The sequence below is a fragment of the Bradyrhizobium agreste genome (assembly GCF_016031625.1).
In the GTDB taxonomy this organism is placed as follows: domain Bacteria; phylum Pseudomonadota; class Alphaproteobacteria; order Rhizobiales; family Xanthobacteraceae; genus Bradyrhizobium; species Bradyrhizobium agreste.
The window spans coordinates 150,597-173,714 of record NZ_JACCHP010000008.1; the positions used below are offsets into that span (position 1 = coordinate 150,597).

Sequence of the window (23,118 nt, forward strand, 5' to 3'; positions counted from 1 at the left end):
CTCATCCTGCAACCTGGATCATCAGAGACAACGGCCGGGATGTCAGCACAGGCTGCGCTGCAGATGAGATTGCGGCCGCGGAGGAAAAGCTAGGGGATTACATCAGCTCTAAACACGCGCCGAAAGCGAAGAATCGCCGATGAGAGAGCGAATGAACGAGGAACGAATCGCGGAAGGCTCGTGGTGGATTTGCGAGAACGATCTGAGCGAATTGATCCGGGATCTTTGGTCTGTGGTGATGCTCACAAACATGGTCCGACACTCCTGAATTAGAATATGCGAAGTGAATTGGAGCCTCGCGAATAAGTTAGGCGCGATCTATGGATGCCTGCACAGTGTTTAACAATCCTCTATGAAAAGGAAGTCGTATCGTTGTGACGCAGTGCCGCGCAACAGTCGAGGCGATGCAATTTTGGCCTTCGATCGTCGAGAATGGTGCCCGGCAACACACGTCAGAGCGAATGAAACGACCTAGATTTGACTGCTAGACGAGTATTCCGCTGCGCGAAGGCGCCAAGTCGCGCTTAAAAGATGCGTTTCGCGGGGCGCTGTCGCTGGAAGGCTGCTTCGAAATGCGGGCGGGTTAGCTCAGGACCGAGGACGGGTCGCATAATCCGCTCCAACCCACCCTTATATCCAACGTCCTGCTCAAGTGTCTCGCTCGGGTCTCCCCACGGGTGATGGTCTTGCTGACGATAGTCAGACTGGACCCACCATCTGCCATTGATTAAGATCAAACCGTTTAATTCGGATCTTCTATCCTTCAGCGAATTAACGGAGGCAAGAGATCTCATGCGCTACGTTATCGCTATCGGAGTGCTAACACTTCCTATCCTCGTCGGCTTTGGATCAGGCTCGACCGCCGCTTCACGGGTTCATTCGTACACCCCACCGGCCCGCCAAGACGTTTATTGCTTGCAGGGCCGAGCCTGGGGATATCCGGGCAACTGCCAGTTCTCGACCTATAGCCAGTGCATGGCTACCGCATCCGGCACATATGCCTATTGCGGTATCAATCCGATCTACGCCTTCGAGCGACAGGAAAGGCAATTCGGCTGGAGCGAACGTCGTTAGATCAGCCAAGGACGGCGTTGGATGAACGGGCGGGCCGTCCGCGCTCTTGTTGCCGTTCGCTCGACCCCGCCTATTCTGCGCTGAATCTGTTGGGACTTTTCGTTTGATTGCGTCCAGTGCCGGGCGTGCTTGCATCTTGGACTGCAATAGCCGGACCGATCATGCGAATTCGATGTCTCCGATCTCTTCGGCAGAGCAAGTGATCTCAGATACCGGCGAATGCGATTGGAATATTCCAGTCACCGGCCGAAGCTCCAGTCACCGGCCGAAGCCGCAGTATTTGGTGCAGGTCGCTATGCCGTTGCCGCCGTACGGCCGTGGCGATTGAATGACCTTCTGCGCGGCGAGGAAATGATCAGCTTGCACCCACACAGCAACAAGCGACGCGTTCGCCGCAAAACAGAAGGAAGCTGATTTTCTCCGCGTGGCGAAAAATAGTTCGTCTTGGACTCGCATGGTCGAACAATCTCTGAGACGATTGACCATCAGGCGATGGTCCCACTCAGGAGCACGGACAATGCGCAACTACGTCTTCGACAGCGTTACGCATTCGATTCCGAGCAGGCTTGTCGACCGGTTTGTGTTCGTGTTGTTCCTGAGCGGCGTCTTAATTGACAGGGACGATCTGGCAGAGATCGCTCTAGCTCCTCGAAATCAACAACGCAAACGCTGGCTGAACAGCAGTGTCGGCGCCCGCTCGTCTTGAGCAGCGTGGTCGCATGGTGCTGCGCGCTCATGCCGCACCTACCTCGCAGTAAGTGTCATTCTCAAGGGACAAACCAGGATGTCTGTAAACAACGAACCGATCAAATTCGCCTACTGGGTGCCGAACGTATCCGGCCGCCTCGTGATTTCTTCGATCGAGCAGCGTACCAGCTGGGACATCGACTACGACCGGAAACTTGCTCAGATCGCCGAAAAGGCGGGCTTCGACTACGCACTCAGTCAGATCCGGTTCACGGCGGGTTACGGAGCCGACAAGCAGCATGAGCCGGTCAGCTTCTCGCATGCGCTGCTGGCTGTGACTGAAAAGCTCAAGGTGATCGCCGCTCTCCTCCCCGGGCCATGGAATCCGGCCGTAGCAGCGAAGCAGATTGCGACGATCAGCCAGCTTACCAACGCGCGCGTTGCGGTGAATATTGTATCCGGCTGGTTCCGGGGTGAATTCCACGCAATCGGAGAGCCCTGGCTTGATGACGATGAGCGCTACCGGCGTTCGGAGGAGTTCATCAATGCTCTGCGCGGGATTTGGACGGAAGAGAGCTTCACACTCAAAGGGGGACTTCTATCGGTTCAACGAGTACTCGCTGAAGCCGAAACCGCTCGATCCTCTGCCCGAGATCTTCCAGGGCGGCTCTTCGCGCGCCGCCCGCGACATGGCCGCTCGCGTGTCCGACTGGTACTTCACGAACGGGAACTCTCATCAGCTTCGCGACAGCGTTGACGGGAACACCATCATCTTCTTCCAGTTCCGTCAGCGCCATCAAGATCATCATTTGCGGGCCTGTAATGCGAAGCGCATTCGCCTGGTAGGACCGAAGATCGTCGAGACATATGTCGATAGATCTGATCTCCCATGTGAAGCGCCTCAGTAGATCCTGACTCACGCGCTGCTCCTTCCGGAGGCGTGTTGCTAATCCAGGCGGCTTCGGTGGCATCTGATCTCAGGAGCTCCATCCTCGAAACGATTGGCTGCTGGCTGACCTCAAAAAACGGGACCGATTTTCGCTGATCGCTTCGACGTCCCCGGCGCGCGATCTAAGATCAATCGCCGCACTCAGACGAGTTCGTTCCGTTTCGATATCTAAGAGGAGGAGCCCCGGTCCAGCTTCGAGTGTACCACGTAACTTCACCTAATCATTCGTCAAATACTTGAAAATGTCCGCAGGATTTCCGTGGATCGCGCCTCTCGTGCGCGGTTATTCCGCAGACATCTTCTATCTGATATCGCGAATCGCAGGCATCCAGTTCGAGTTCGGATAGGGCGCAGGAGCAGCCGATTCACCGTGTCCACCAACGCCAGTATCAAACCCACTGTTTTCTCAGCCTGCTAGGATTGCAGGCATCCTCTCGCAGTGATTTGGTCCTCTCGGAGCGATGTCCGCCTCGACGAGGCAAGTCATTCTATACGGAGATTTTCTGCCAACACTTTACCCGAGTTGTCCGTCTTGGGCTCGAAGCTGATCTGGGCCCCTCAGCACGGTGTAGTCCGCCTTCTCGACTGCCCTAATGTGCCCAAATACGTCGGGTTCGCCATCAACCGGCCTGATAAAGCCATAGCCCTTTGTCGCATTAACCACTTCACAATGAAGGACATCTCCATTCAAACGAGGGCGTTCTAAGCATGATTGCTGAGGCATCAAGGTCTTGCGGGGAGGCTCTATGAAATGTTGCCGGCCCCCGATATGCAGTCACATCGTCGCCGGCCGTGAGCTAAAGGGCTAGGGGTGGACCGGCCATCGCGCGTCCTCAGGCGCTTACGTCGACGACGCCTACGACTGGCGCTGTGATCTTGTCGGCCCGGGCCAGCGCGGGTACTTGGGAGAGGTTTCTCATCCGTGCCTTCGAGCGCTGGCTCCTGAGAGGTCGGTCGGCCCTTCTGTTCCAGCAAAGCAAGAAAGGCTCGGCCTTTTTCCGTTATGATCCAGTGTCCGGGTTCTCGCGCAACCAGCCCTTGTCCGAAAATGTTAAGATCCGGTGCTCGCTCTGCCAATCGCTTGATACGAGCCGTCCACTCCGGACCGCTGGTGTAGAACACCGCCAAGTAGTCCTTCAGGACGACGAGACTCGCACGGCCTTCCGGTTGGCCGGCGAGAATTTTAAGTATCGAGACCTGAAAACTCAATTTCTAACCAAACGCGATAGAACGAACGCCGCACATCTTAGCGGCACCTGTCGGACCCCGCGCTGGACTTCAAAACAAGAACCTGAAAACAAATGCTGGTGAGCGGATCATCCAGCAAATTTGGATGAAGCTTAGACTGTCCTGTCTGATCTGGGGAGGCACTTTTGATGCAATTCTCGGCCCTTCCTGGATGGCCTGCAGGCTGTCGAGCATCGAACCTGACTGATCGTGGACAGCCCAGAGCCTTGCGAAACGAACTTGCGCGTCTCACGTCAGGTGAAACTCGCGAGCGCGAGTTTTCGATCTAAGGTCTATGTCGCAAGAAAGCTGAAGACTACCATACGCGCGTAAATGTATCGGCGCCCTTCAGCTTGCTGGGCTTGCCGTTCTTATCAACGTAGAACAGCGTCCATGATGTTGGCATTTGAGGACCGTTAATCTTTCCAACCCACCGGGTGAAAGAATTGCACTGACCAAAAGTAACAACAAAATATAGTCCGGTTGGACGGACGGATCCCGATGCGGGATAAGGGATACCTTGGCAGGCAAACCCTTGAGCATGGTTTGTGAAGGTCCCTTGTATGGCGCCGCCATTGGCGGACCAAACAAACAATTCCGAGCCCCGTTCATTCTTCCAGTATGAGGGAGCAGGAAGCCCCTGCGCCCAGGCCTGACCGACGGCCAAGAAAAACTGAGCGATCAACAAAAATGCCAGAAGTCTCTTCATATTGAAGCCCCAAAAGTGTTCGCGCCTAAAGTAGCAATTTGCATCGCCAGTCTGATACAATCTCAGTAACGTTCGCTGCTCTTATCTCGCGTTCAGCGATGGATTACGGCGCATATGCACTAGTTCGTGCTGGATCTCGACGTCGCTCCAGCTCCACGGCTCTGCATCCGCAAGCCAGTCCGCCCAGCGGCCGAACTCCGAGCCATGATTGATTGGTTAGCTGCCCGTCAAAGTCTGGTCTCTAGAGGCAACGCTATTGTTGATAGCAGGGCCCGACTTTTGGCTGAGATTGTGCTCAGCATCCTGCCTCGCCCGCAGGTCTTGACATCGGTGCGCTGCAGGCCAAGTTGAAACGGATGCCGGACCAGATCGAGGCGCTCACTGCGAAGATCGAATCCTTGCAGAATGTACCCGTCCCTGCCTCTGTTCTCCCGGCTCCTTCTCCGCCGGCCGCCCATCCTGTTTTGAGGCCAGCCAACAGAGAGGTCTAACCCTCAAAATCTGAAGGGCCGACCTCGGCCGGGGGCGCCCCCCTGATTTCGCAACCAGGCCCGACCAGCGTAGCGGCTTTGTCGTGAACGGGTTTCTTGTTGCAGCGCTCTCGGCCGTTCTCGCCATGGCGCGTTTGATGGTTCTGTGCGTCCAAAGCACACACGAAGAAGATATGCAGATTCAACATCGTTATTGATGCGCTATTCTCAGTCGGTGATCGTATACGTCCGGCGATTGACGCTTTCTGTGTAATTTGCAGCAGATGAGAGGCGCGGGGTCTCGATGACGGTCCGGATCGTCTTGAGAATAGCGTGGGAGATGCCTGCCTCTTCCAGCTCCATCAGGAGGCTGTCTGCCCGTCAGTCGTCCAAAGCTTCGAAGAAATGTTCGAGCTGCCTAAGAGGTGCTTCGTTCCCATGCACTAGCATTACTCTTGCAATTTTGTGCCTGAGATGGGCTTTGCGCGCGTTGGCTTGATGAGCCCTGAGCCAAGACGACCATGCGAGGATGTGGGCGTGCGAGATGCGCGGCTGGGCAAGCTTCATGGCGATGCGGCGGATTTCCTGGATCGACCAGCGGATCAAGAACGATGCTTCGGTCGAGACCGCGGTCGCGTGTTTTGAGCAACGGCCCGGTGTTGGCCCGATGATGGCCAGCATGGCGAAGACCAGCATGACGCCGCTTGACTGAGGATCTCCAAGCCAAGGCCGGACGGCGCCGTCTTCTTTGCTCGACGAGTTCCCGGCGCTCGGCTGTTCTACCTAAGACGCGCGGCTTGTTTCAAAATCCACCGATCTTGTTGCGAAGATAACATAGCGATCGAAAAACCGCAGGGAATGCGCATTGCGTCCGCTGGCCTAGATCCTGCACACCACAAGCGCCGTGGAAGCGGAGCCAACAACGTCGGCTATTCGGCCTTCGTTGCAAGTTGGCGCGCGTCATGTGTTCGTGAGGTGAAATGCGATCTGAACTTCTTTTCTGCGGGCTCACAACAGCTGCGCTCGTTGCAGGCGGTGCCGTCAATTCGGCCAGTCTTAAGCCGGCAGTAAAGGTGCCACCCGCCGTCTGGAACTGGACCGGCGGGTACATCGGCGGGCACGTCGGCGGGGGCTACGGGCTGACATCATTCAGTGATCCCTATGGTCCGTCACTCTATGGGGACGTTGTCGACACCCCCGTGTTCCTGGCGGGAGGTCAGATCGGCTACAACTGGCAGAGGGAGCGCTGGGTTTTTGGCGTTGAATTGGATGCTAGTGGCGCTGTCTCGGACGGTAAAAACACCTGTCTTGCCGTTTCCAACTTTGTGGTGAGCGCGAACTGCAACGCCAGTCCAAACGTCTTTGCCACCGGGACGGGTCGCCTGGGGTATGCGTTTGGACCGCAGGGCCGCACGCTGGCTTATCTCAAAGGGGGCGTGGCCTGGCAGCACAATCGCGGCGATGTCACCAACAACAACGAATTCGATGGCCGGGCGCAACAGAATGCCACTCATTTCGACTATGGTCGTGTCGGTGGCACAATCGGGGTGGGCGTCGAGCAAGCGCTCACGCCGGCCTGGTCCCTGACACTTGAATACGACTATTTAAGGTTCGGCGGAGCAAACGTGGCGACCCCTCCGACCCTCCGGTATCCGCCGTTGGCAACGGTCCCAGCCAACATCACTAGCCTATCCAGCAGCTACCACGTCGGAAAGCTTGGTCTGAACTACCATTTTGACGCCGCCCTATGGACACCGGCATGGTCAGATGCGCCGCTATACCCGGCAAAGCCGACGGTCAGCGCCTCGCCGATTGCCCTCGCTGATGGGTGGTCGCTGGAAAGCGGCACACGGCTGTGGTTAAGCCGAGGAAGGTATCAATGGGACCACGGGAACAGTGATCTCGTATCAAGACTCTCCTATCATGGGCTGGATGGGATTTCCGGTGAGTTGTTCGAACGTGTGGACAGCCCCTGGGGGATCTTCCTGAAGGGCAATATCGGGATCGGGCGCTTCAACACTGGAAATATGAACGATGAAGATTGGGGCCTAAGCCCTCCGTACGTGAGCGCCCCCATCGCCTACGTCAACACGATATCGGGTCAGGCCAACGGAAGGTTCACCTACTACACCGCCGATGCCGGCTACAATTTCCTCCGCGGCAGCACCTACAAGGTCGGTGGGTTTATGGGCTGGAGCTACTACGGCCAGAAGTCCGACTCGATAGGCTGCGTTCAGATCGCCGCCCCCAAGTCTGATCCATGCCTTGCGCCGGGCGATAGAAGGATCATCGGCAGCCAAGACACTGACTGGAATGCGCTGCGCATCGGCCTCAGCGCTGAGACCAATTTGCTCGATCGTTGGCGCGTGAGTGCCGATTTTGCTTACCTGCCGTGGACGGATTTCCACGGGCGCGACAACCATCTGCTACGCCAATTCACGACGTTCGATGATCAACGCGGGAGTGGTGGCGGTGGTGTGCAGGTCGAGGCAATCCTATCCTACTTCATCAGTAAGAACTTCAGCGTCGGCGTCGGTGGCCGCTATTGGGCCATGTGGACCCCAAATGAGCGTAAAGGACACGCCACGCAAGCCTCGGACGCGGACGACGCCCCCGTTACCAAAGGGCCCTTTGCTGCGGACCATCGCATGGAACGATGGGGCACGTTCCTGCAGGCCTCCTACAAGTTTGACTAAAACTGCCTGCTCCTCGTTCTAAGCTTGGCACGGCCGAGATTACACAATGATGATGGCGCCGCGCTCTTGCCTAGGCTGGAATTAAGCGAAGGACCGGGACTAAAGCTGCAAGCTTTTGGGCCGTTCAAGCCCGAAAGCTTGCATCGACGCATCAAAGGTGAAGGCCAGGGCGCCGCGGAGCTGGTGCAACGTTCGATCTTCGATGTCAGCGCCGTCATCCCGCCCACGGCAAGCGCGCGGTCGGAGCTTTGATTTGCGCGCTTTGTTGTCGTTTGCGGCGGGCGGGTTGTCGTTATCAACTTGCAGCTTAGCGATGACGTCGTGATCGGTAGGGACACGGTCTCCGGACCGATGTCAATCGTTTGCATTGACCACTTGCATTGGCGATAAATTCCTATTGTGGAGATTTGTCGTGAGAGGCTCGATCAGCACGCCTTCGATAAAGCAAGTATTTTTTCTCTGCTCTACCCTTGACTCCTACGACGGCTGAATACTTGTTAAACTACTATTTCCGGCTCTTTCTATCCATCCCCGTCGCCAATCGCTTGCGCGATTTGCTTTTGGAGACGATCGTGGCGGGCACTTCACTTCATTCGGAAGTGTTCTCGCGTGGCGCGCGCGTGCTGCGCACCGCGCTTGATCCGGCAATCGCGACTTTGGGGACCCCGAGATCGTCGAGGTGATGCTCAACCCCCATGTGTGAGTTGACGCCATTCACATCGATTGGAGCAAGCTTTGTCCCTGAGCGAGGCGCCCGTTGGCTGCTCTTTCGCCTGGCGAAGTGGTGTGAAGAATTTCAGCGCGGGGAGATAGCATTTTCGCTATCGAGTTGCGCCACGAGCCAATCTGCAAAGGCTCGTACCGCAGATCTCTGTCGGCTGGCCCGTGGGTAGATCAGGCGATGGCCGACGTAGCGGATATCCTTGGCGCGTCCTGTCAGCGGCGCAACCAGGCGCCCGCTCGCCAGTTCGCGTTCGGCCAGAAGCGTTGATTCCAGCGCGACTCCCAGACCTTCCGCCGCTGTCGCGATCGCGAGAAAGCTACGATCGAACCTCATGCCGTGGAGTGCAGGGGCCTCCATTCCATTGGCCGTGAACCATTGGTGCCACTGAACCTGCTTCACGTCGGAGCGGATCAGCGTCTGATCGAGGAGATCGGCAGGCTTCCGGATCGATTTTGCGAGGGCAGGTGAGCAGAGCGGGGTGACTGTCTCCTCCGGGAGAGGAATAATTTCGACACCTTCAGCACGCGGCGGACCATAGACAATGTCGATATCAAAGTCATCATTGCTGAAGCGCGCGTATTCCGTGTTTGCAGCCAGTCGAACCTCGAGCTTCGGATAAGCAGCGAGAAACTGTGCAAGCCGTGGTGCCAGCCATTGCGCGGCAAAGCTGGGTGCGGAGTGGACGCGCACCAATTGCGGTCCGCGCGCGGCGACTTCCTCGAGGCCACGGCGGAGCTGATCGAATGCCGCTCCCGTGTGTCGCATCAGGTTTTCGCCGGCTGGCGTGAGCCGCACCGATCGCGCGCTGCGCTCGAATAGAACGGTCCGAAGCGTGTCCTCCAGTTTGCGGATGGCATGACTGACCGCACTCGGTGTCAGGTGAAGCTCATTCGCCGCATCGCGAAACGATCCGGTGCGGGCGGCGGCTTCAAAGGCGCGAATTGCCGATATCGGGACGTTTGATAGCATGCCATAAGTGAACCAGATTCATCCATCCGTGACAACTGTGCGTTTGTCTGTTGCCCGTCCGCAGTGCATTCCTAGGCTTGCCAAGGAAAAACAATTTGCGGGAGGAATTGATGCTGCTCAGCGGTAAGACGGCCATCATTTCGGGCGCGGCATCGCCGCGCGGCATCGGGCTTGCCACGGCACGGCGGTTCGTTGCCGAGGGCGCTCGAGTCGCCATTCTCGACGTTGACGCGAGCGCGGCGGCGGACGCCGCGGCTTCGCTTGGCACGTCCCACATTGGGCTGCGATGCGACGTCGCCGACAAATCATCCTGCGAGCAGGCCGTCGCTCGCGCGATCGAATCCTTCGGAAGCATCGATATTCTCGTCAACAACGCCGGCATCACCCAGCCAGTGAAGTTCCTGGATATCTCGCCGGCCGATTGGGATCGCATTCAGGACGTCAATCTGAAGGGCATTCTGTTCCTCTCCCAGGCGGTGATCCCACATATGCGCTCACGAAAATCCGGATCAATCGCCTGCATGTCTTCGGTCTCGGCCCAGCGTGGCGGCGGAATATTTGGCGGTCCGCACTATTCGGCCGCCAAGGCGGGTGTGCTTGGTCTCGCCAAGGCGATGGCCCGTGAATTCGGTCCGGACGGCATCCGCGTAAACTGCGTGACGCCGGGCCTGATCGGCACCGATATCACCGCGGGCAAGCTGACCGACGAGATGAGGGCTAAGATTCTGGAAGGCATTCCGCTCAATCGTCTCGGCACGGCAGACGACGTCGCCGGCATCTATACCTTCCTGGCCTCGGATCTCTCCGCCTACGTGACCGGTGCCGTGATCGACGTCAACGGCGGCATGCTCATCCACTGAGCAGACAGGATCCAGATCGATGGAAACGCTGACCAACACGCCCAAGCTCGCGGACCGCGCCTACAACATTCGCCGCAACGCGCTGCGCATGGGCGAGGTTCAGGGCCAAGGCTATATCGCACAGGCGCTGGATATCTCGGACGTCCTCGCCGTGGCCTATTTTCACGCGATGCGCTACCGGCCGGAAGATCCCTCCTGGGAAGACCGCGACCGCTTCCTGCTCTCGAATGGGCACTATGCCATCGCGCTCTATGCGGCTTTGATCGAGGCGGGGATTGTCCCCGAGGAAGAGCTCGAAACCTATGGCAGCGACGAGAGCCGCCTGCCGATGTCGGGCATGGCCTCCTACACGCCGGGAATGGAAATGTCGGGCGGCTCGCTCGGGCTTGGGCTCAGCATCGCCGTTGGCATGGGCCTCGGGCTCAAGCGCAAGAAATCCGACGCGCGGGTGTACACGTTGTTTTCCGACGGCGAGCTCGATGAAGGCTCGGTCTGGGAAGCCATCCAGTCGGCGGGCCATTACAAGCTCGACAATCTGATCGGCATCGTCGACGTCAACAATCAGCAGGCGGATGGTCCTTCGACTGAGGTCATGGCGTTCGAGCCGCTGGTCCAGAAGCTTGAGGCCTTCGGCTGGTTCGTGCAGCGCGTCGACGGCAACGATCTCGGTGCCGTGCTTACCGTTTTCGACGCCGCCAAGTCTCATCCCGAGCCCAAGCCGCGGATGATTGTCGCCGACACGCTGATGGGCAAGGGCGTTCCTTTCCTGGAGCAGCGCGAGAAGAACCATTTCATCCGGGTCGAGCAGCACGAATGGCAGCTCGCGCTGGCCGCGCTGGAAGCCGGGAGGCAGGCATGAAGACCGTGAGATCAGCACCCCAGCCGGGCAAGCCGCGCCTGACCACCTCGGCGATGATCGCCTCGATTGCGGCGGAGGGACAGAAGACGAAGGCGGCGCCGTTTGGACACGCGCTCGTCGAGCTTGCACGCAGCCGCCCGGACGTGGTCGGCATGACGGCCGATCTCGGCAAATACACCGACCTGCACATCTTTGCGAAGGAATTTCCGGACCGCTATTACCAGATGGGCATGGCCGAGCAGCTTTTGTTCGGCGCGGCTTCCGGTCTTGCCGCGGAAGGCTTCATGCCGTTCGCGACCACCTACGCGGTGTTCGCCTCGCGGCGCGCCTACGACTTCATCCACCAGACCATCGCGGAGGAAGACCGCAATGTGAAGATCGTCTGCGCATTGCCTGGTTTGACCTCGGGCTATGGCCCGAGCCATCAGGCCGCGGAGGATCTCGCGCTGTTTCGCGCCATGCCGAACATGACGGTCATCGATCCCTGTGATGCCCATGAAATCGAGCAACTGGTGCCCGCGATCGCGGCGCATCAGGGGCCGGTCTACATGCGCCTGTTGCGTGGTCAGGTGCCCGTCGTGCTGGACGAATACGACTACGAGTTTGAACTCGGCAAGGCCAAGTTGATCCGTGACGGAAAGGACGCCCTGATCATCTCATCCGGCATCATGACCATGCGCGCGCTCGAGGCCGTGCAAACTCTGAACAACGATCGCGTTGATGCTGCGGTGCTCCACGTTCCGACCATCAAGCCGCTCGACGCCGAAACGATACTGCGTGAAGCCGGCAAGTCAGGCCGCCTGGTCGTCGTTGCCGAAAACCACACGACGATTGGCGGTCTCGGCGAGGCGGTCGCCGCACTCCTGATGCGTTCAGGCGTTCATCCGCCGTTCCGCCAGATCGCATTGCCGGACGAATTTCTTGATGCCGGCGCACTACCGACACTGCACGACCGCTACGGCATTTCCACCGCCGAGGTCGCAAGGCAGATCAAGCAGTGGCTTTAGCGCGCCGGCACTGAGCGCCAGCCAGGCCAAATACGAGTGAAGTGTTCCGCCCGCTGCAAGTTGCGGCGGGCGAGCGATGGCTGTTGCCCGAATGCGGCCAGCGAAGAGTCGGGACGGATGAACAGCGCAGGCTCCATGCAGCCGGCACAACGTCAATACAGGACCAGGAGGAAAACATGACTGTCTCGAAGCCCGGACGCATCAGCCGCCGTTCGCTATTAATCGCGGCGAGTGCGGTACCTCTCTGCGGGATTCTGACCCGTCCGGCGTCTGCCGCCGAGTTCGTCTACAAGTTCGCAACCGGGCAGGATCCGACCCATCCGGTGAATGTCCGAGCCCAAGAGGCGATCGACCGTATCCGCCAAGCGACCAGCGGCCGGCTGGAGATCAGGCTGTTCCCGGCCAACCAGCTGGGCTCCGACACCGAACTGCTGACCCAGGTTCGCAGCGGTGGCGTCGAGTTCTTCAATCAATCGTCCTCGATTCTTGCCACCCTGGTGCCAAGCGCCGGCATCGTGAACACCGGCTTTGCCTTCGCCGACTACGACAGCGTGTGGAAAGCAATGGACGGCGACCTCGGCACCTATATCCGGGCGCAGATTGCCAAGACGCCGGTCATGGCGGTGTCGAAGGCCTGGGACAACGGCTTCCGCCAGGTGACCTCGTCCGGCCGCGAGGTGCGGACGCCGGATGATCTCAAGAACTTCCAGATCCGCGTACCGCCCGCGCCGCTATTGACCTCGCTTTTCAAGGCGCTCGGCGCCGGACCGACGCCGATCAACTTCAACGAGGTCTATTCCGCGTTGCAGACCAAGGTCGTTGATGGGCAGGAGAATCCGTTGCCCATCATCGCGACCGCCCGTCTCTATGAAGTGCAGAGCACGTGCAGTCTGACGGGGCACGTCTGGGACGGCTATTGGATCCTTGGCAATAAGCGCGCTTTCGAGCGCCTGCCCAAGGACGTGCAGGAGATCGTGACGCGCGAGCTCGACCGCTCCGCCCTCGATCAGCGCGCCGACATCGCAAAGCTCAGCCAGTCACTTCGCGCCGATCTTTCGGCCAAGGGCCTCAAATTCATCGACGTCGATCGCGCCGCCTTCCGCCAGGCATTGGCCAAGACCAGCTTCTACGCCGACTGGAAAGCCAAATTTGGCGAGGAGGCATGGTCGCAACTCGAAAAAGCCGCGGGCCAGCTATCATGACCAGCGTGAGCCATCCGCCGCATGTCGATGCCGGTCTGGCGGCCGGCGCGTTGCGGGCCGACCGGCGCAGTTGGGTGATCAGGGCGAACACGATGCTTGGTCATGTCGTTGCGGTCCCGGCGGCGCTGCTCGTGCTGGCGGAGATTGCGGTGCTGTCTGCCGGCATCGTGAGCCGATACGTGTTCCGCTCACCAATCGTCTGGTCCGACGAGCTTGCCGGCATTCTCTTCCTCTGGCTCGCCATGTTCGGCTCCGTGATCGCGTTCCAGCGCGGCGAACACATGCGGATGACGGCTATCGTTGGCGTTCTCGGCGCGGAGCTTCGCGCGTTCCTGGATGTGGTGGCGGCCGCAGCATCCCTGGCATTTCTTGCGCTCGTTGTCTGGCCGGCCTATGAATTTGCGGCCGACGAGGTCTTCGTGACGACGCCCGCGCTCGAGATCGTCAACAGCTGGCGCGCGGCGGCGCTGCCGATCGGCATCGGCTTGATGCTGACCGCAGCGGTCCTCCGGCTGATCCGCATCGCGAGCCTGCGCAGCCTGTTGGGTTCGGTCGCGATGGTCGCAGGTATCATTGCGGCGTTCATTCTGCTCGCCCCCGTCTTGAAGCCGCTCGGCAATTTGAACCTCCTGATCTTCTTCGTTGTCGTCGTGGGAGCGATGGTTTTCGCGGCCGTGCCGATCGCGTTCGCATTCGGTCTTGCGACGGTCGGCTATCTCGCCTTGACGACCAGCACGCCCGACGTGGTGATGATCGGGCGAATGGACGAGGGCATGAGCCACCTGATCCTGCTCGCCGTGCCGCTTTTCGTCTTTCTCGGCCTCCTGATCGAGATGACGGGCATGGCACGCGCCATGGTCAGCTTCCTGGCGAGCCTCCTGGGCCACGTGCGCGGCGGATTGCACTACGTGCTGGTTGGAGCGATGTATCTGGTCTCGGGCATTTCCGGCTCCAAGGCAGCGGACATGGCTGCGGTGGCTCCGGTCCTGTTTCCCGAGATGCGGCAGCGCGGGGCCAAACCGGGAGACCTAGTCGCGCTTCTCGCGGCGACCGGCGCCCAGACCGAGACGATCCCGCCCTCGCTGGTCCTGATCACGATCGGCTCGGTGACCGGCGTGTCGATCTCGGCATTGTTCACGGGCGGGTTGCTTCCGGGCGTGGTGCTCGCGCTCATGCTCGCTGCCGTAGTCTGGTGGCGATATCGCCGCGAAGACCTGTCTCACGTCAAACGGGCTACCGGCCGGCAAATCGGCCGCGCCTTTGTGATCGCGATACCTGCTATCGCCCTGCCATTCGTGATCCGGACCGCTGTCGTCGAAGGCGTCGCGACGGCAACGGAGGTCTCGACCATCGGCATCCTATACTGCGCCTGCGCGGGTCTCTTCATCTACCGCCAGTTTGACTGGCGCCGTATCTATCCAATGTTGGTCGAGACGGCCTCGCTCTCCGGGGCGATCCTGCTCATCATCGGCGCCGCGACTGGCATGGCCTGGGCGCTGACCCAATCTGGATTTTCCGCTTCTCTTGCCAAATTCATGACCAGCCTACCAGGCGGCATCCCCGTCTTCCTGGCGGTGACGATCGTGTCCTTCGTGATTCTGGGGAGCGTGCTGGAGGGAATCCCGGCCATCGTCCTGTTCGGTCCTCTCCTGTTCCCGATCGCGCGGCAGGTCGGGGTGCACGATGTCCACTACGCCATGGTGGTCGTCCTCGCTATGGGCATCGGCCTATTCGCGCCACCGTTCGGCGTCGGCTACTACGCGGCCTGTGCCATCAGCCGCATCAATCCGGACGAGGGCATGAAGCCGATCGTGGGCTATATGATCGCGCTCCTGATTGGCACGCTGATCGTTGCCGCCGTGCCCTGGCTGTCGATCGGCTTCCTTTGACACCATGGCCGGGCGCCTCGCGGGAGAAACCGCGAAGCGCCTTGTCAGGCGAATTTCGGCAGATGCAGCGGGAGGCCTTCGCAAGGCATGTCGATCTCCTCGACCTGGCCCTTGCCGACCTCAGTGACGCGTAGCTTCCTTCCTTCGAGCGCAAAGGCACAATTCGTCGGCTGCGGTCCATCCAGGACCAGACGATTGGCGATCTCACCCCGCCGGTCGAGCACCGTAACGTTCTTCTGATTGTAGACCGTGCAATAGAGCCGGCCGTCCGTTCCGAAGGCCATCCCGTCCGGCCCCTTGAAGTCCGGATTGGAATCCGGCTGCAGCACGTTGCCGAAGACGACGCGTTTCGGCGCTGCCTCGCCAAGCACGTCATACCGATAGATCTCGCCGGTGAAGGACGCGTTGGCGTAGAGGTGGTTGTCGGGACCGAAGGCAATGCCGTTGGTGAAGCGGATCTTGCGATCGAGCACGCGGAGCACCTTCATGGCTGCGGGATCGATCTCGTATACACGGCCGTCCCAGTCGAGATCCATATACCCGTCGACGAAGGCCTGGCCGTTGATGAAATCCTCGGCGGCCATTCCGGAGTCGGTCATGTAGAGCAATCCGTTCGGACCGAAGCAGAGGTCGTTCGGAAACAGAAAGCGCTCCGCCCCTTCGCCCTGTATGCGGCGAATCTCGTTTCCGCGCTCGTCGATGCAGATCAGCGCCCGCAAACCAGCTTCCGCGATCCAGATGCGGCCGTGGCCGTCGGTCGTCAGTCCATTTGGACGGCCGCCCGTCGTTTGGATCACGCGGCGGTTGCCGCGGGGATCGAGCCGCGTGACACAAAGGGTCGACGCGGACATCTCCGTGACATACATCGAGCCGTCAGGTAGGCACACAGGCCCCTCCGGCGCGCCAATTCCGGTTGCAAACAGTGTCGACGCCATTCATCCCTCCCGTTTTCGAATGTTGCTCTCGTTATGCGATAACCAGGCCGCTGGCCGGGTCGATCAGCACCACGCGATTGAGGTCGATGGCGAGATCAATTCGCTCGCCATGGCTGCTGACGTCATGGGCCTGCAGTTCGGCAACGGCATCGGTGCCGCCGATCCTAATGGTGGTGAAGGTGCGTGTCCCCGTCGGCTGAATGAGATCGGCAGTGGCCGAATAGGGGACCACACCTTCGCGCAACGGCCCGCCGGCTCGACTGAAGTGCTGGGGCCGAATGCCGACGAGAATGTCTCGCCCATCCATATTGGCCAGCGGCCTCGCCTTCGCGCTCGGAAGCGTCAGTTCACCGCCGGTCTGAAAGACCACGGCTGCCCCGGGACCGTTTGTCCTGAAGGTCGCCGGGATGAGGTTGATCGAGGGAGAGCCGAGAAAGCCGGCGACGAACCCCGTACGGGGCTGCTCGAACAACTCGAGCGGAGCGCCCTGCTGCTCGATGTTTCCGTCACGCAGCAGCACGATGCGGTCGGCCAGCGTCATCGCCTCGACCTGGTCATGGGTAACGTAGATCATGGTCGTCGTGATCTCGTGATGCAGGCGCTTGATCTCGGTGCGCATCTCGTCGCGCAACTGAGCGTCGAGATTCGAGAGCGGCTCGTCGAACAGGAACAGGTCGGCCTTGCGGACGATGGCGCGGCCGATGGCGACGCGCTGACGCTGTCCACCGGAGAGCTGCCGCGGATAGCGCTGCAGGAAATTGCCGATGCCGAGCATCTCGGCGGCTTCACTGACGCGCTTCCTGATCTCGATCTCGGGAGTCTTGCGGGCGCGCAGACCGAAGGCGATGTTCTCGCTGACGGTCAGATAGGGGTAGAGCGCATAGTTCTGAAACACCATCGCGATATTGCGCTCGCGCGGGCGCAGATCGTTGACCACCGCGCCGGCGATGGTGATGGTTCCACCATCCGGATCCTCGAGACCGGCGATGGTTCGCAAGAGAGTGCTCTTGCCGCAGCCGGACGGCCCCACCAGCACAGCGAATTCGCCATCGGCGATGGTAAGATCCACCCCCCGGACCGCATGCACGTTGCCGTAATATTTGTGCACGCCGGACAACTTGACGTCAGCCACTCCGCTCTCCCTAACCCTTGACCGCGCCGAGCGAGATGCCGCGCACGAGATAGCGCTGCATCACCGAGACCGCGACGAAGATCGGCAAGGTGCCCAGGACCGACATCGCCGCGATCTTCGCCCAGAAATTCGATTGGCCGCCGAAATAGTGCGTCAGCATGACCGGAAAGGTGATGACCTCGGTGCGCGTGAGCACGAGTGCGAACAGAAAGTCGTTCCAGGCGAACACGAAGGTGAAGACCGACGTCGCCATCAGGCCGGGGCGAACCATCGGGAAAACGACCTTCCAGATCACCTCCCATCGATTGAGGCCATCGACCAGCGCGCTCTCCTCGAGCTCCAGCGGAACGTCGACGATGTAGCCGCGCATCATCCGGATCACATAGGGGAGATTGAATGCGGTGTAGAGGAGGATTAGTCCGAAATAGCCGTCGACGAGGCCCAAATACACGTAGATCAGGAAGATCGGGAAGACGACAGCGATCGGCGGAATCATGCGTTGGGAGATGATCCACATCGCGAGGTTCTCGCCGCCGGTGCCGAACCGAGCGAGGCTGTAGGCGCAAAGCGTCCCTAGAACGATTGCGATGCCGGAGCTGACGCCTGAGACGATCAGGCTGTTCAGGATGGCAAGAACGTCGCCGTCTCTAAACAGAACATAGTAGTTCGAGAACTGAATCTGCCCGGGTATCCATAGGGGCGGCACGTGATAGATCTCGTCCGGCGTCTTGAACGAAATCATGAACAGCCAGTAGACCGGAAACAGGAACAGCAGGGTCACGACGCCAGCGCCGAGATAGCGGACGGCGAGAATGCGAGCTTTTCTCGCCGGTAGCTTGCCGACCCTCATCGCGCAAGCTCCATGCGCTTGAGGACCAGCGTGGTGATAACCGTGAGCAGCGCAATCACCAGGAAGGAAATCGCGGCCGTATAGCTGGTCTCAAATTGCGAGAAGCCCTGCACATAGGTGTAGAGTGAGATGGTCTCGGTCATCGAGCCCGGCCCGCCTTCGGTGAGGGCCCAGATGATGTCGAAGATGCGAACAAGATCGAGTCCGCGGATCAGGCAGGCGACGGCGACCACCGGCGCGATCGCCGGCAAAATGATCGCGCGAAGCACGCGCAGGTACGACGCCCCATCGATCTCCGCAGCCTCGAGCTGCGACTGGTCCACATTCGACAGCGCGGCCAGCAGTAGCAGGAACATGAATGGCGACCACTGCCAGACCTCGCAGATGATGATCGCCGGATAGACGTAGGAGGGATTGACGGTCCAAAGGATCCGGACCGGTTCGCCGGCGAAGAAACTCAGGATCTGGCCAATCGGGCCGAAGCGGACGTCGAACATCAGACGCCAGGTCGCACCCGCGACGATCGGAGAGATCACCGTCGGAAGCACCAGCAGCGCGACGAAGATCTGTCGACCCGGCATGCGATCGATGAAGAGCTGCGCCATCAGGAATCCGACCAGCAGCTCCAGGGGGAGGGCGACCGCGGTGATGATGGCGGTGTGGCCGAGCGAAGCCCAGAGGCGGGTATCCCTGAACAGCTCCGCATAGTTCAAGAGGCCAACGAAGGAGGTGTCGTTCTCGGTCATCGTGATGCGCTGGAAGCTCACGATCAGCGAGTAGATCAGGGGAAACAGGCCGACCAGGAGCAGGATCAGAACGGCCGGCGCGACGATGAGATAGGGCAGGCGGTCCTCGAGCATGCGCCCGAAGCGGCTGGGCGGCGCTGCTCGGCGCCATCGAGGCTCACAGAAACTGTCATCATCAGTCCGGAAAACGGCACCGCACGGGAGGGCGGCGCCTCCCGTGCGATATCCAGTCAGTTATTGCGGGTAGACGCCGGGCTTCGCGGCCCAGACCTTGTAGACGGCCTTCTGGTTCTCGATGCCGACCTTCTCGGTGATCGCGTCGAATTGTTGCGCCATGCGGTCGAGAATGGCCTTGGGATCTTCGCCGGCCCACAGGCTCGAGATCGCCTTGGTCATCGCCTCGTCGTACTTGTCCTGTTGCAGTAGCGAAAGATCGAGCAGGCCCTTCTCGCCCGACGTCTTGATCGTGTCGAGATAGGCTGGAGCATCGGGCCAGAGCGCACGGTATTTCTCGCTCGCGTAATGGGAGAGGCGGAAGGGATCCCGCAACGTATACGGAAGCTGGACGCGCTCGAGGCTGATCTTCTTGCTGTTCAGCCACTGGATGAAGAGATACGCGGCCTCCTTGTTCTTGCTGGTGGCCGAGACCGACAGGTCGAAGCCGACGCCGAGCTCGGGACAGCCGAGAGGCGTGAGCGCGTAGCCGACCTTGCTGGCGACCTGCGATTTCGGCACCCACTTCAAAGCTTGCTCGCCCGAGCCATAGCCCGCGGCCCAGCGGCCGTAGGGCGGCCAGGAGATCGTCATGGCGGTCGTGCCCTGAAGGAACGCAGCGAGATTGTCGACGAAATTCCACTGCTCGACGCCGGGGGGCATGAACTTGTTTTCCGCCAGCATCTGCTTGAACACCTTGAGACCGACCTCGCCATTCACCGCGGCCTTCATAGTGTCGGCATTGAAGAACTTGCCGCCTTCCATGCGGAAGCGCTCCTGGAACATGTATTGCGGATAGGGCGCGGTACGGAAGACCAGCGCCGTAAACCTTGGGCGCCATCTTGTCGGTGATGAACTGGCCGATCTCGTCGAACTGCTTCCAGTCCTTTGGCGGCGCCAGCTCGTAGCCGAACTTGGTTTTGAACTCCTCCTTCATCTTCGGATCCTCGAAGATGTCCTTCCGGTAGTAGAGCAGCATCACGTCGCCATCGTCCGGGAAGCCGTAGATCTTCCCGTCATACTGCATCTGGTTGTCGCGGTAGGCGGCCGCGATATCCTGCAGCTCGTCGCGATAGCCGCACTTGTCGACATACTTGTCGAGCGGCTCGAGCGCGCCCGCGCGTGCAAGATCGGGCATCCAGGATGGGATGACGTTCAGCGCGTCATACGCTCCGGCGCCCGATTTGAAATCCTGCATGATCTTGGTGAACATCTGGTCGGTCGGCACTTCGACCACCTTCACCTTGATGCCGGTGAGCTTCTCCCATTGCGGACCCGAATAGTTCAGTGGGTCGAGCGACTGGAGACCGGCCTCCCAAACGATGCTGATAGTCGTGCCCGCGTACTTCTTCGCGGCTTCCACCGCAGTGTCGGCCGCATCCTTGTCGGCAGCCTGCGCTAAGCCGGCAGCGAGCACTAGGACAGCGACCGCGCCGAGAAACGTCCTGAACTTCATCCCTTCCTCCTCCTCTTGGGCGTCCGGAGTCCGGGAGAACCGGCTTCGGAGCGCTTCTCACGTGATCCCTGCCTGGTTGGCCAGCCGCCGGCGTGAACGGACGCTGTCGGCGGCGACCTGACCGAAAGAAATAAATTCATCTATGTCGAGGATTTACAGCGCAGGCGCATCGCGGGTCCGGGCTTATCACCCGCAACCTGAATGGACGCCATTTGGCGTTGTAGAAGCACGCATCCTCCCCAAAACGCTCGAGAGCGTTGACTTTGGGGCTAGTCTGCGTCGAGGCGGAACCGGCCGACAAATGAGAACTTTGCAAGCATCGATGAACCGCAGTCACCTATCTGCTTGAGGTCTCTCGGAAGCAAAGCGAGCCGATCATGCAGTTGCTAGATCGGGCAGGAGAACAGGCTCACAGGACTGTCCAGACGCAATGCTCGCGCAAGCTCGCGCCGGTGCACTCGTGGTGGAACAGGCCGCGCTTCAGGACAGTGGTCGCGGGCGCGGCGCCATTTCCGAATCGAGGATCAGTCGACCATCGAGTCGGCCATCCAGCCGCTTCACGTATTCTGAAGCTTCCTCCATGTGCGCTTTCATGAGCGCGCGCACGCGCTCGCTGTCGCGCGCGCGGGCGGCCTTGGCGATCTCCGTGTGAATCTTGACGTTGGCGCATCCGAATCGCGTGTGCTCTTCAGGAGGCGTCTGGGTGCTGAAGACAACCAGCCGACGAAGCATCTCGTTGATGAGCTCGCATGCGAAGCGCAGAAAGGGATTGGGGTTTGCTGCAGCCAGGATGTCGTGAAAGTCGAGATCCGCCTGGCGTTGACGAACCAGAAGAGACGGCTCCTGCGAGGTGGGCTGGCACGTTTCGATGTTGTGCTCCAGCGCATCGAGCTGCTCGTTCGACAGAAACGGCACCGAGCCGGCAGCCAATTCGGGCTCCAGCAGCCGCCGCGCCGCATAGATGTCCTCCATGCTGACTTCTTTGAAGAACAGGTAGTTCTGCAACAGCTGAAAGGTGCGCTCGAGCGGGACCTCCATGATCGTTGCCCCGCCAGTCGGCCCGGTGCTGATGGTGATCAGTCCCTGCACCTCGAGCGACTTAAGCGCCTCGCGGATCGTGCTCTTGCTGACCGAAAACAGCCGCTGAAGCTCCTTCTCCATGGGAAGCTTGTCGCCCGGACGAAGGTTCTTCTGCGTGATCAGCTGCTTGATCTCTTCGGTAACGAGATCCGCCCGCTTTTGAATTTTCAGCCGCCCCCCAGGCCGCGGCAATTTTTCCAATTCGACCGTCATTCCGAATTCTCCAAAGCTACCAATGAGTTCCAAGGCCGATTCCGCCGCGAACTGGGCATGGGCCAGAGAAAACCACCCGACTCATTGATTGACACTTCTCCCACAACAGGCATATTCATGCAAATCCGGTTTATCATGATAAATAGAATAGACCGGTTCGTTCAAGGGAGCGGACATGGCGATCGGACGGAACATTCCGAAAATCTGGGCGGCGATTCACACGCCCTTCGATGCATCTGGTGCCATCGGCGAGGCCGGCGTACGCCGGAACGTCCGCCACTACATCGCAACCGGATTGGCGGGCGTGTTTTGCAACGGGCTGATCGGCGAAGTCTGGTCGCTCACGCTGCAGGAGAGAAAGCGTGTCATCGAGGTCATTACGGACGAGGCGGGGGGGCGCCTTGGGATTTCCGTGGTGATCTCGGGTCCCTCTGTGGAAGAAACCATCGATCTCGGCGAGCACGCGCGGCGGCTTGGCGTCAGCCACGCCGTGCTGATGGTCCCAACCGCCGGGCCGCGATCCCCCGCACAGCAGTTCGCGTATCTGCATCACGTCTGCGTCCGCTTGGAGATGCCGATCGTCATATTCAACGCGCGAACCGCCGCGGGCAGTCCATTGGATCCCGGCGTTTTCACGCAGCTCTGTTCGCTTCCCAATCTCAAGCTCCTGAAGACGACAGGCAATGCAGCCGAGAACGCGGCGCTTCGGCAGGCTGCGCGAAACGGCGTGCTGGTGTCGGACCCGCTGGAAGAGAACTTCTTCGCCAACATGCAGGCCGAGGGTCAGTCGATCCTCTATGCCGACCCCGAGCCTTACCTCTATCAACGCGGCGAGTTTCGCCCGATCGCGGAATACGTGGCTCTGTTGGCGGCTGGACGGACGGAAGAAGCAGCACGCATCTGTGCTTCACTCGCGCCACAGCGGATCATCTTCAACAAGTGGATCATGGACCCGCTGAAGCGCGGTCACATGCCGAACGCGGCGGTCAAGCATTGGTGCGATCTGATCGGCCTTGCCGGCGGCGCCGTGCGCTCGCCGGTCACGCCGCTGTCCGCTGCTGAAAGACGAGAGCTGGAATCCGATCTCACTGCATGTGGTGCGCCCGGCCTGCTGTCTGCTGCCGAACGAATTTCGTCGTGACTTGCTGATTGCAATCTTCAACGGAGGGGA

20 protein-coding genes and 2 pseudogenes are annotated in these 23,118 nt (G+C 60.0%); 10 read left to right on the forward strand and 12 right to left on the reverse strand.

Features of this window, described 5'->3' with window-relative positions; genetic code table 11:
- Window positions 1–792 precede the first annotated feature (792 nt).
- Window positions 793–1,074, forward strand: a complete 282-nt coding sequence (locus HZZ13_RS14450; protein ID WP_197960242.1) for a DUF3551 domain-containing protein — start codon at window positions 793–795, stop codon at window positions 1,072–1,074.
- Between the two features lie 258 nt (window positions 1,075–1,332).
- On the opposite strand, the gene HZZ13_RS14455 is transcribed toward HZZ13_RS14450, so the two are convergent.
- Window positions 1,333–1,560, reverse strand: coding sequence for a hypothetical protein (locus HZZ13_RS14455; RefSeq protein WP_197960243.1), 228 nt, complete (start codon window positions 1,558–1,560; stop codon window positions 1,333–1,335).
- Between the two features lie 31 nt (window positions 1,561–1,591).
- On the opposite strand from HZZ13_RS14455, the gene HZZ13_RS14460 reads away from it, so the two are divergent.
- On the forward strand, window positions 1,592–1,780 hold the full coding sequence (locus HZZ13_RS14460; protein WP_197960244.1) for a hypothetical protein: 189 nt from the start codon (window positions 1,592–1,594) through the stop codon (window positions 1,778–1,780).
- A 78-nt stretch (window positions 1,781–1,858) separates the two neighbouring features.
- Window positions 1,859–2,495 (forward strand): annotated as a pseudogene (locus HZZ13_RS14465) (LLM class flavin-dependent oxidoreductase); the annotation flags it as partial.
- 729 nt (window positions 2,496–3,224) lie between these two features.
- Here HZZ13_RS14465 and HZZ13_RS14470 read toward each other — a convergent pair.
- The 3 genes from HZZ13_RS14470 to HZZ13_RS14480 form a co-directional block, all read right to left on the reverse strand.
- Window positions 3,225–3,434: a cold-shock protein gene (locus tag HZZ13_RS14470; protein ID WP_376707040.1), complete on the reverse strand. Its 210-nt coding sequence runs from the start codon at window positions 3,432–3,434 to the stop codon at window positions 3,225–3,227.
- Window positions 3,435–4,253: 819 nt separating this feature from the next.
- Complete coding sequence (locus tag HZZ13_RS14475; RefSeq protein ID WP_197960245.1) at window positions 4,254–4,646, reverse strand: avidin/streptavidin family protein; 393 nt, start codon at window positions 4,644–4,646, stop codon at window positions 4,254–4,256.
- Window positions 4,647–5,497: 851 nt separating this feature from the next.
- A complete protein-coding gene (locus HZZ13_RS14480) occupies window positions 5,498–5,812 on the reverse strand; it encodes a hypothetical protein (RefSeq protein ID WP_197960246.1) in 315 nt (104 codons plus the stop codon).
- A gap of 284 nt (window positions 5,813–6,096) precedes the next feature.
- Here HZZ13_RS14480 and HZZ13_RS14485 point away from each other — a divergent pair, with 284 nt between their 5' ends.
- Complete coding sequence (locus HZZ13_RS14485; RefSeq protein ID WP_197960247.1) at window positions 6,097–7,812, forward strand: outer membrane beta-barrel protein; 1,716 nt, start codon at window positions 6,097–6,099, stop codon at window positions 7,810–7,812.
- A gap of 796 nt (window positions 7,813–8,608) precedes the next feature.
- Here HZZ13_RS14485 and HZZ13_RS14490 read toward each other — a convergent pair.
- Window positions 8,609–9,505 (reverse strand): LysR substrate-binding domain-containing protein, encoded by an 897-nt coding sequence (locus HZZ13_RS14490; protein ID WP_197960248.1) that lies wholly within the window; start codon window positions 9,503–9,505, stop codon window positions 8,609–8,611.
- A gap of 110 nt (window positions 9,506–9,615) precedes the next feature.
- Between HZZ13_RS14490 and HZZ13_RS14495 the strand changes: the two genes are divergently transcribed.
- The 5 genes from HZZ13_RS14495 (at window position 9,616) to HZZ13_RS14515 (ending at window position 15,322) form a co-directional block, all read left to right on the forward strand.
- Window positions 9,616–10,365 carry an SDR family NAD(P)-dependent oxidoreductase gene (locus HZZ13_RS14495; protein ID WP_197960249.1) on the forward strand — a complete coding sequence of 250 codons (750 nt, stop codon included), beginning with the start codon at window positions 9,616–9,618 and terminating at the stop codon, window positions 10,363–10,365.
- A 19-nt stretch (window positions 10,366–10,384) separates the two neighbouring features.
- Window positions 10,385–11,224 carry a transketolase gene (locus HZZ13_RS14500; protein ID WP_197960250.1) on the forward strand — a complete coding sequence of 280 codons (840 nt, stop codon included), beginning with the start codon at window positions 10,385–10,387 and terminating at the stop codon, window positions 11,222–11,224.
- Window positions 11,221–12,231, forward strand: coding sequence for a transketolase family protein (locus tag HZZ13_RS14505; RefSeq protein ID WP_197960251.1), 1,011 nt, complete (start codon window positions 11,221–11,223; stop codon window positions 12,229–12,231). The genes HZZ13_RS14500 and HZZ13_RS14505 overlap by 4 nt, the downstream gene beginning before the upstream one ends.
- Window positions 12,232–12,407: 176 nt before the next feature.
- A complete protein-coding gene (locus HZZ13_RS14510; protein WP_197960252.1) occupies window positions 12,408–13,433 on the forward strand; it encodes a TRAP transporter substrate-binding protein in 1,026 nt (341 codons plus the stop codon).
- Window positions 13,430–15,322 carry a TRAP transporter large permease gene (locus tag HZZ13_RS14515; RefSeq protein WP_197960253.1) on the forward strand — a complete coding sequence of 631 codons (1,893 nt, stop codon included), beginning with the start codon at window positions 13,430–13,432 and terminating at the stop codon, window positions 15,320–15,322. The genes HZZ13_RS14510 and HZZ13_RS14515 overlap by 4 nt, the downstream gene beginning before the upstream one ends.
- A gap of 44 nt (window positions 15,323–15,366) precedes the next feature.
- Here the strand turns inward: HZZ13_RS14515 and HZZ13_RS14520 are convergent, their stop codons facing one another.
- From HZZ13_RS14520 to HZZ13_RS14550, 7 genes and pseudogenes are all read right to left on the reverse strand, one after another.
- Window positions 15,367–16,257: an SMP-30/gluconolactonase/LRE family protein gene (locus HZZ13_RS14520; RefSeq protein WP_197960254.1), complete on the reverse strand. Its 891-nt coding sequence runs from the start codon at window positions 16,255–16,257 to the stop codon at window positions 15,367–15,369.
- 31 nt (window positions 16,258–16,288) lie between these two features.
- Entirely contained in the window at window positions 16,289–17,389 is a 1,101-nt protein-coding gene (locus tag HZZ13_RS14525) for an ABC transporter ATP-binding protein (RefSeq protein ID WP_197960255.1), read from the reverse strand.
- 10 nt (window positions 17,390–17,399) lie between these two features.
- Window positions 17,400–18,239: a carbohydrate ABC transporter permease gene (locus tag HZZ13_RS14530; RefSeq protein ID WP_197960256.1), complete on the reverse strand. Its 840-nt coding sequence runs from the start codon at window positions 18,237–18,239 to the stop codon at window positions 17,400–17,402.
- Window positions 18,236–19,099 carry a carbohydrate ABC transporter permease gene (locus tag HZZ13_RS14535; protein WP_197960257.1) on the reverse strand — a complete coding sequence of 288 codons (864 nt, stop codon included), beginning with the start codon at window positions 19,097–19,099 and terminating at the stop codon, window positions 18,236–18,238. Before HZZ13_RS14535 ends, HZZ13_RS14530 begins: the two co-directional genes overlap by 4 nt.
- A gap of 120 nt (window positions 19,100–19,219) precedes the next feature.
- Window positions 19,220–19,963, reverse strand: a complete 744-nt coding sequence (locus HZZ13_RS37210) for an extracellular solute-binding protein (RefSeq protein WP_197960258.1) — start codon at window positions 19,961–19,963, stop codon at window positions 19,220–19,222.
- A gap of 85 nt (window positions 19,964–20,048) precedes the next feature.
- A pseudogene (locus HZZ13_RS37635) lies at window positions 20,049–20,654 on the reverse strand (ABC transporter substrate-binding protein); the annotation flags it as partial.
- Between the two features lie 480 nt (window positions 20,655–21,134).
- Window positions 21,135–21,947, reverse strand: a complete 813-nt coding sequence (locus HZZ13_RS14550; RefSeq protein ID WP_051056938.1) for a FadR/GntR family transcriptional regulator — start codon at window positions 21,945–21,947, stop codon at window positions 21,135–21,137.
- A gap of 175 nt (window positions 21,948–22,122) precedes the next feature.
- Between HZZ13_RS14550 and HZZ13_RS14555 the strand changes: the two genes are divergently transcribed.
- Window positions 22,123–23,088: a dihydrodipicolinate synthase family protein gene (locus HZZ13_RS14555; protein WP_197960259.1), complete on the forward strand. Its 966-nt coding sequence runs from the start codon at window positions 22,123–22,125 to the stop codon at window positions 23,086–23,088.
- Window positions 23,089–23,118: the final 30 nt, after the last annotated feature.